A 6,752-nucleotide genomic window follows, 5' to 3' on the forward strand; every position below is an offset into this window, starting at 1 on the left:
GAAGGTGCTTTTTTTGAACGAAAGTATCTCTCTGATTTTTGTATCAGTCACACTGAGAAGGAAGATAAGATTCTGGTAGGCGCGGCTTGGGATGACAAGATTGATGCTTGGAGATGCTTGAAACCGGGAGAATCTCCGAAACGGAGCTTCTGGCAGAAGCTGTTTGGGAAGTGAAGGTAAGTCATAACCAAGCGCAGCACCGGTCGGCAAAAACCGCCGCCGGTGTGCTCACAGCCGTTATGATATTCGGGAAAGAGCGCTACTATGCGCTTGTTCTGCTGCTGGAGAAATACTGCCAGGACTTCATCGAAGAGGGAAAGCAGTACATCGAGGCAAAGGATAAGGTAACAAGAGTTTTCAAAATTGAAGTCAGTCACATCAGCGGCAAAGCCCGAAGGTAACATCGCGATCAGAACAAGAAAGGGGTCAACTCTCGGGACAGGCTGCTTTTTGGGCATCAGAAGGTAAGAGCATGAATGTACGGTAAAATCTCGAAATACTGAGCTAAGCGAAGGAGCTCCTCAACCGGAAACCGGAAATACTCTATGCTTGACAGAGACTTCGGCAACTTCGCGGCGATATATGCGTCCCCTCAATAAATTGTTTGCTGGCTTGTTAGCATTATGTTAACATAAATTATGTTCTCCATCGAATATTCGAAAGCCGCACGCAAGACGTTGAAAGCTATGCCGCGCAATACGGCACGGCTTGTGATGGAGAAGATCGAGGCCTTGGCCGCCGATCCGATGGCGCCGAACAACAATATTAAGAAGCTCACCAATCATCCCGGCTACCGGTTGCGGGTTGGGGATTGGCGGGTCGTTTATACGATTCACGAACAGGCCCTGTTGATAGCCGTAGTGCGAATCGCGCCAAGAGGAGATGTTTATCAATGAAAGCGCAAATTATCGAGAAGAACGGCCGTCCTGAGTTTGCCGTGATTTCTTACGAAGATTACCAGTATTTTCTGGAACTGCTTGAGGATGAAGCCGATGCACGTGCTGTTGCCGAATTTCATGAAGCTTATACCGCCGGCCGGGAGTTTATGGTACCTGAGGAGATCGTCCGCCGTGAGCTCGCAGGCGAATCACCGATTAAACTCTGGCGCGAATATCGCGGCCTGACGCAGCAGGAACTCGCCAACCGGGCAGGGATAAGCAAGCCGTACCTGTCTCAGATCGAAACCGGCAAGCGGCAGGGTACGGTTGAAACACTTTCGGCCATAGCCCGTTCACTCGAAGTCCCGCTTGACGTCTTGACGGACTGAAACCGAGGGGGAAGCGCACCGTGATCAGTGAGTTTCACCAAGCCATAGACGTTCTCGAATCCGTGTGCGGGGTGGAAGGCATCGACGGGTACGCCCTTGCCGGTGGGCTCGCCGTCTCGGTATGGGCTACTCCCCGCGTGACCGAGGAAGAGAACGAAAACCATTAACCAACCAGAAAAAGGAGCACCATGAGCAGTTTACCCAAATGTCCACAATGCAGTTCGGAATACACCTACGAAGACGGGACCATGTACGTCTGCCCGGAATGCGCCCATGAATGGCCCATGGCTGGGCCGGCAGAGAGCCCGGAGCAAGCCCGCGTCGTGCGCGACGCCTTTGGGAATGTGCTCACTGACGGCGACTCCGTAACGGTGATCAAGGATCTGAAGATCAAAGGCTCGTCGGCGGTCGTTAAGGTCGGAACCAAGGTGCGGAACATCCGCCTCGTGGAGGGGGACCATGATATCGACTGCAAGATCGACGGCATCGGCGCCATGCAGTTGAAGTCGGAATATGTGAAGAAGGCGTAGCGGAGCCCGGAACTCCAAGGCGTGGTATGACCGACCTCACCCTCGACATAACCATCCACCTGGCGAAGATCGCCCTGATCTTCTTCGTGGTGCTGACCCTGGCGGCGTATCTGGTCTTCGCCGAGCGGCGGCTCCTGGCCTGGATCCAGGACCGCAAGGGGCCGAACCGGGTGGGGCCCTTCGGCCTGCTGCAGCCGCTGGCGGACCTGATCAAGCTCCTGACCAAGGAGGACTTCCGCCCGCCGCAGGCCGACAAGTGGCTCTTCTACCTGGCGCCGGCCATGGCGGCGATCCCGGCGATCCTCACCTTCGCGGTGATCCCCTTCGGGGCACCGGTGAGGCTCCTCGGCCGGGAGGTGCCGCTGCAGGTGGCGGACCTGAACGTGGGGCTTCTCTTCTTCATGGCGCTCTCCTCCATCGCGGTGTACGGGGTGGCGCTCGGGGGGTGGGCGTCCAACTCCAAGTACGCGCTCCTGGGCTCCATCCGGGGGCTGGCCCAGCTCATCTCCTACGAGCTCTCCATGGGGCTGTCGCTGGTGCCGACGGTGATGCTCGCCGGGTCGCTCCGGCTCTCGGAGATCGTGGCGGCCCAGAAGGGGGTCTGGTTCATCGTCTACCAGCCCCTCGCCTTCGCCATCTTCCTCGTCAGCATCGCGGCGGAGTGCAAGCGGATCCCCTTCGACATCCCGGAGGCGGAGGGGGAGCTGGTGGCCGGCTTCCACACCGAGTACTCGGGGATGCGCTTCGGGCTCTTCTTCGTGGGGGAGTACATCAACATCATCGTCCTGGGGGGGCTGGCGACGACCTTCTTCCTGGGGGGATGGCACGGGCCGCTCCTTCCCTCCTTCGTCTGGTTCGTCGCCAAGACCCTCGCCTTCGCCTTCTTCTTTATCTGGATGCGGGGGACTCTGCCGCGGCTCCGCTACGACCAGCTCATGCACCTGGGGTGGAAGGTCCTGACCCCCCTGGCGCTCGTCAATATCCTCGCCACCGGCTGGTGGCTCATGATCAGGGAACTACGCTGAGGGAAAGGGGGGATTCACGGGGTCTCCGAACGCAGCACGCCGGCAAGTCGTCGTAGTGAACTCTCACGCAACGAAGCAAAGGAGGACGTGTCATGGTGGAGAATGTGAATTCGAGGGACAAGGACGGGCACACGCCGCTCATCGAGGCGGCAAAGGCGGGGGATGTGGAGGCGATTCGGGGCCTGGTCTCCAGGGGGGCGGAACTGGAGGCGAAGAGCGAGAAGGGGAAGACGGCGCTGCACTACGCGGCGGCCAGCGGCCACGCCTGGGCCATCAAGGCGCTCCTGGAGGTGGGGGCGGCGGTGGATCCCCGGGACAACGAGTGGCATACCCCGCTCATGCTGGCGGCCAACTACGGCTGCGATGAATGCGTGCAGGACCTCCTCGGCGCCGGCGCCGACCCGGCCGCCAAGATGAAGCTCGGCAACACCGCCCTGACCTATGCGGAGACCAACGGACACCCCGAGACCCTCGATCTTCTGAAGAAGGCGCTGCGCGCCAAGGCGACGGCGTAACGGAGACGACGGGGGGCCGCCAATGGCCCCCTTCACGAAACCCATGCCCATTTTCAATGACCTGAAAGCGCTGGCCACCGGCCTCTTCGTCACCTGGAAGCACATCTTTCGCCGCCCGGTGACGGTGGAGTATCCCGACGCAAAGCGGACCCCCTATCCCCGCTACCGGGCGCGGATCGTCCTGACCCGCGACCCCGACGGCGGCGAGCGGTGCGTCGCCTGCTACCTCTGCTCCGCCGCCTGCCCCGTGGACTGCATCTCCATGGAGGCGGCGGAAGGGGAGGGGGGGCGCCGCTACGCCCGGTGGTTCCGGATCAACTTCTCCCGCTGCATCTTCTGCGGCCTCTGCGCCGAGGCGTGCCCGACCCTGGCGATCCAGATGACCCCCGACTACGAGATCTGCGAGCGAGACGTAATGGAGCTGGTCTACGAGAAGGAAGACCTCCTGATCGACGGCTGCGGCAAGGACCCGGAGTACAACTTCTACCGCCACGCCGGGATCGGGGTGGTGAATCCCCGCGGCGGGAACCCGGACGAGGAGCCGCCGGTGGATGTGCGGGGGCTGATGCCGTAGCCGGATAATTATGAAACATCGGTTTACAATTGCCAAGTTCTATGATATTTGAATGTTGCGACACATTGGTGACCGGGAAATACGTATGGTCTGCTTGCGGTATGGAGACAGCGGTTTGCGCCCCCGTGGGGCGCTTCATCTCAGGGAGTGAGAAAGGAGAAGCGTATGAATCGTTTCCGTCTGTTCGTTGTCGTGGCCCTCGTGATGCTTGCGGTGGCATCTCCGGCGCTGGCCGGGAATTTCGGCACCGCCGACGAGGCCAGGGCCATGCTGGAGCGGGCCGTTGCCGCCGTCAAGGCCAACAAGGCCGAGGCCCTCGCCAAGTTCACCAAGGGAGAGGACGGCTTCAAGGACCGCGACCTCTATCCGTTCTGCGGAGGGCCCGACGGCAACTTCACCGCCCATCCGACGCTGGTGGGAAAGAGCCTGAAGGGACTTAAGGACAAGGCTGGAAGGGCCCTTGGCGAGGAGATGTATGCCGTCGCCAAGGAGGGAACCATCAGCGAGGTTTCCTACATGTGGCCGCGGCCCGGAAGCACCGAACCGGTGCCCAAGGTGAGCTTCGTTACGAAGGTCGACGACCAGGTCTGTGCGGTGGGCTACTACAAGTAGCATCAGCGACTCGGACAAAGGGAAAAATCACGGGGTCTCTCCGGCAAAACTGCCCGGAGAGGCCCCTTTTTTTCTGCAATTTGCCCTCGATATGGTAGATTGTAACCCGTTATGGAACCGGCAATTTTCTACATTCTCGCCGCGGTGACCGTCATCGCCACGCTCTTCGCCATCGCGGAGAAACACGCGGTGCATGCCATCGTCTACCTCGTCACCTCGTTCTTCGCCCTTTCGGTGATCTTCTTCATGCTGGGGGCGCCGGTGGTGGCGGTTTTCGAGGTGATCATCTACGCCGGCGCCATCATGGTCCTCTTCCTCTTCGTGATCATGATGCTCGACCTGGGCCACCCGGAGCGGGCCAGACTTCCAGGCGGCCGCGACTGGTGGCCGGCCCTGGTGCTCGGCGCCGTGACCCTGGCGGCGGCCCTGACCCTCTTCGTTTCCCGCGGCCCTGCGGCTTCGGCGGCGGGGAAGGCCATCGGCGTCAAGGAATTCGCCCTGGCCCTGTTCGGCAAGTACGGCGTGGCGGTGGAGGTGATCTCCCTGCAGCTCCTCTTCGCGCTGGTCGGGGCGCTCTATCTGGGGAAACGGAGAAATGACCGGGGAGAGGGTGGCCGGCGGCTGGGTGAGGGGCAAAGCCTGTTGCGGGAGGAACGGCACCCATGATCGTCCCCTACGAGCACGTCCTGGTCCTGGCCGGCATCCTCTTCGCCCTGGGGCTCGTCTGTGTCATGGTCTGGCGGCTGAACCTGATCATGCTCCTGATCGGCATCGAGATCATGCTGAACGCCACCATGCTCGCCTTCGTCGGCGGCGCGGCCCGGTGGGGGATGGCCGACGGCCAGGTCTTCTCCCTCGTCATCATGGCCATGACCTCCGCCGAGGTGTCGCTCGCCCTGGCGATGGTGGTCTACCTCCACCGGCGGAAGAAAACGGTGGAAGCGGATGAGTTCAGTGAGTTGAAGGGATGAAACTCTACCTTACCCTCATACTTTTGTTCCCGCTCCTTGGCGGCGCCATCAACGCCCTGGTCGGCCGCAATCTCCCGCGCCGGCTTAGCGAGATCCTCGCCTGCGGGGTGATCTGGGGGGCCTTCGTCTGTGCGCTCCTGGCCTTCGGGGCGTACCGGGGGCCGGTGACGGTGGAGCTCGCCACCTGGCTGGCCGACTTCGATTTCGCGGCCCCCATCACCCTCTATCTCGACCCCCTCTCGCTGGTGATGACCCTCATGATCACCTTCGTCTGCGGCCTGATCCATGTCTACGCCGTCGGCTACATGGCGGAGGAAGGGGGCCACGCCCGTTTCTTCGCCCTGCTCAACATCTTCGTCTTCGCCATGCTGGTGCTGGTCCTGGCGGAGAACCTGCCGCTCCTCTACCTCGGGTGGGAGGGGGTCGGCTTCTGCTCCTACGCCCTCATCGGCTTCTGGTACACCGAGAAGAAGAACGCCGACGCCGGCCGCAAGGCGTTCATCACCACCCGGATCGGCGACACCGCCTTCGGCATCGGCATCGTCTGGTGCTTCCAGCTCTTCCGGACCGAGTCCATCGCCCAGATCAACCAGATGGGGAGCGTCGTGCCGGTCGGGGTCGTCACGGCGCTGGGGCTTCTCTTCCTGGCCGGGGCCATGGGGAAGTCGGCCCAGGTGCCGCTCATGGTCTGGCTTCCCGACGCCATGGCCGGTCCCACCCCGGTCTCGGCCCAGATCCACGCCGCCACCATGGTCACCGCCGGGGTCTACCTGATGGCCCGGATGTTCCCCCTCTTCGGCGCCTCGCCGGTCGTCATGGCCGCCGTGGCGGCCACCGGCGCCGCCACCGCCTTCTTCGGCGCCACTTGCGCCCTGGCCCAACGGGACCTGAAGCGGGTCCTCGCCTATTCCACCATCAGCCAGATCGGCTACATGATGCTCGGGGTCGGGTGCGGCGCCGTCACCGCCGCCACCTTCCACCTCCTGGTCCACGCCTTCTTCAAGGCGCTCCTCTTCCTCGGCGCCGGCTGCGTGATCACGGCCATGCACCACGAACAGGACATCTTCAGAATGGGCGGTCTGCGCACACGGATGCCCGTCACCTTCTGGGCTTTCCTGGCCGGTGCCGCCTGCCTCGCGGGGCTTCCCCCCACCGGCGGCTTCTTTAGCAAGGACGCCATCCTGGCCGCCGTCTGGGCCAGGGGGGGGCTCCTCTACGGCGGGCTCTTCGGCCTCGGCCTTGCGGCGGCGCTCCAGCA

Annotated in this window: 11 protein-coding genes; all 11 read left to right on the plus strand. The window is 62.2% G+C overall.

Annotated elements, in window-relative coordinates; translation table 11 throughout:
* The first annotated feature begins 107 nt into the window (after positions 1-107).
* Positions 108-401 (plus strand): hypothetical protein, encoded by a 294-nt coding sequence (locus M6689_RS02365; RefSeq protein WP_298267360.1) that lies wholly within the window; start codon positions 108-110, stop codon positions 399-401.
* Between the two features lie 237 nt (positions 402-638).
* Positions 639-896, plus strand: coding sequence for a type II toxin-antitoxin system RelE/ParE family toxin (locus M6689_RS02370; RefSeq protein WP_298267363.1), 258 nt, complete (start codon positions 639-641; stop codon positions 894-896).
* Positions 893-1,267 (plus strand): helix-turn-helix transcriptional regulator, encoded by a 375-nt coding sequence (locus M6689_RS02375; protein ID WP_298267366.1) that lies wholly within the window; start codon positions 893-895, stop codon positions 1,265-1,267. Before M6689_RS02370 ends, M6689_RS02375 begins: the two co-directional genes overlap by 4 nt.
* 188 nt (positions 1,268-1,455) lie before the next feature.
* Positions 1,456-1,797 (plus strand): zinc ribbon domain-containing protein YjdM, encoded by a 342-nt coding sequence (locus M6689_RS02380; RefSeq protein ID WP_298267369.1) that lies wholly within the window; start codon positions 1,456-1,458, stop codon positions 1,795-1,797.
* Positions 1,798-1,823: 26 nt separating this feature from the next.
* A complete protein-coding gene (gene nuoH, locus M6689_RS02385) occupies positions 1,824-2,822 on the plus strand; it encodes an NADH-quinone oxidoreductase subunit NuoH (protein WP_298267372.1) in 999 nt (332 codons plus the stop codon).
* Between the two features lie 92 nt (positions 2,823-2,914).
* On the plus strand, positions 2,915-3,337 hold the full coding sequence (locus tag M6689_RS02390) for an ankyrin repeat domain-containing protein (RefSeq protein WP_298267376.1): 423 nt from the start codon (positions 2,915-2,917) through the stop codon (positions 3,335-3,337).
* 43 nt (positions 3,338-3,380) lie between these two features.
* Entirely contained in the window at positions 3,381-3,911 is a 531-nt protein-coding gene (nuoI, locus tag M6689_RS02395) for an NADH-quinone oxidoreductase subunit NuoI (protein WP_298267379.1), read from the plus strand.
* A 204-nt stretch (positions 3,912-4,115) separates the two neighbouring features.
* Complete coding sequence (locus M6689_RS02400) at positions 4,116-4,523, plus strand: cache domain-containing protein (protein WP_366949717.1); 408 nt, start codon at positions 4,116-4,118, stop codon at positions 4,521-4,523.
* A 111-nt stretch (positions 4,524-4,634) separates the two neighbouring features.
* Positions 4,635-5,189 (plus strand): NADH-quinone oxidoreductase subunit J, encoded by a 555-nt coding sequence (locus tag M6689_RS02405; RefSeq protein WP_298267383.1) that lies wholly within the window; start codon positions 4,635-4,637, stop codon positions 5,187-5,189.
* Positions 5,186-5,494, plus strand: coding sequence for an NADH-quinone oxidoreductase subunit NuoK (gene nuoK, locus M6689_RS02410; RefSeq protein WP_298267386.1), 309 nt, complete (start codon positions 5,186-5,188; stop codon positions 5,492-5,494). Before M6689_RS02405 ends, nuoK begins: the two co-directional genes overlap by 4 nt.
* A partial coding sequence (locus M6689_RS02415; protein WP_298267389.1) for an NADH-quinone oxidoreductase subunit L occupies positions 5,491-6,752 on the plus strand: 1,262 nt, incomplete at its 3' end. The genes nuoK and M6689_RS02415, both read left to right, overlap by 4 nt.

Origin of the sequence: Geobacter sp., from assembly GCF_027327745.1 — a bacterium.
Taxonomy (GTDB): domain Bacteria; phylum Desulfobacterota; class Desulfuromonadia; order Geobacterales; family Geobacteraceae; genus Geobacter.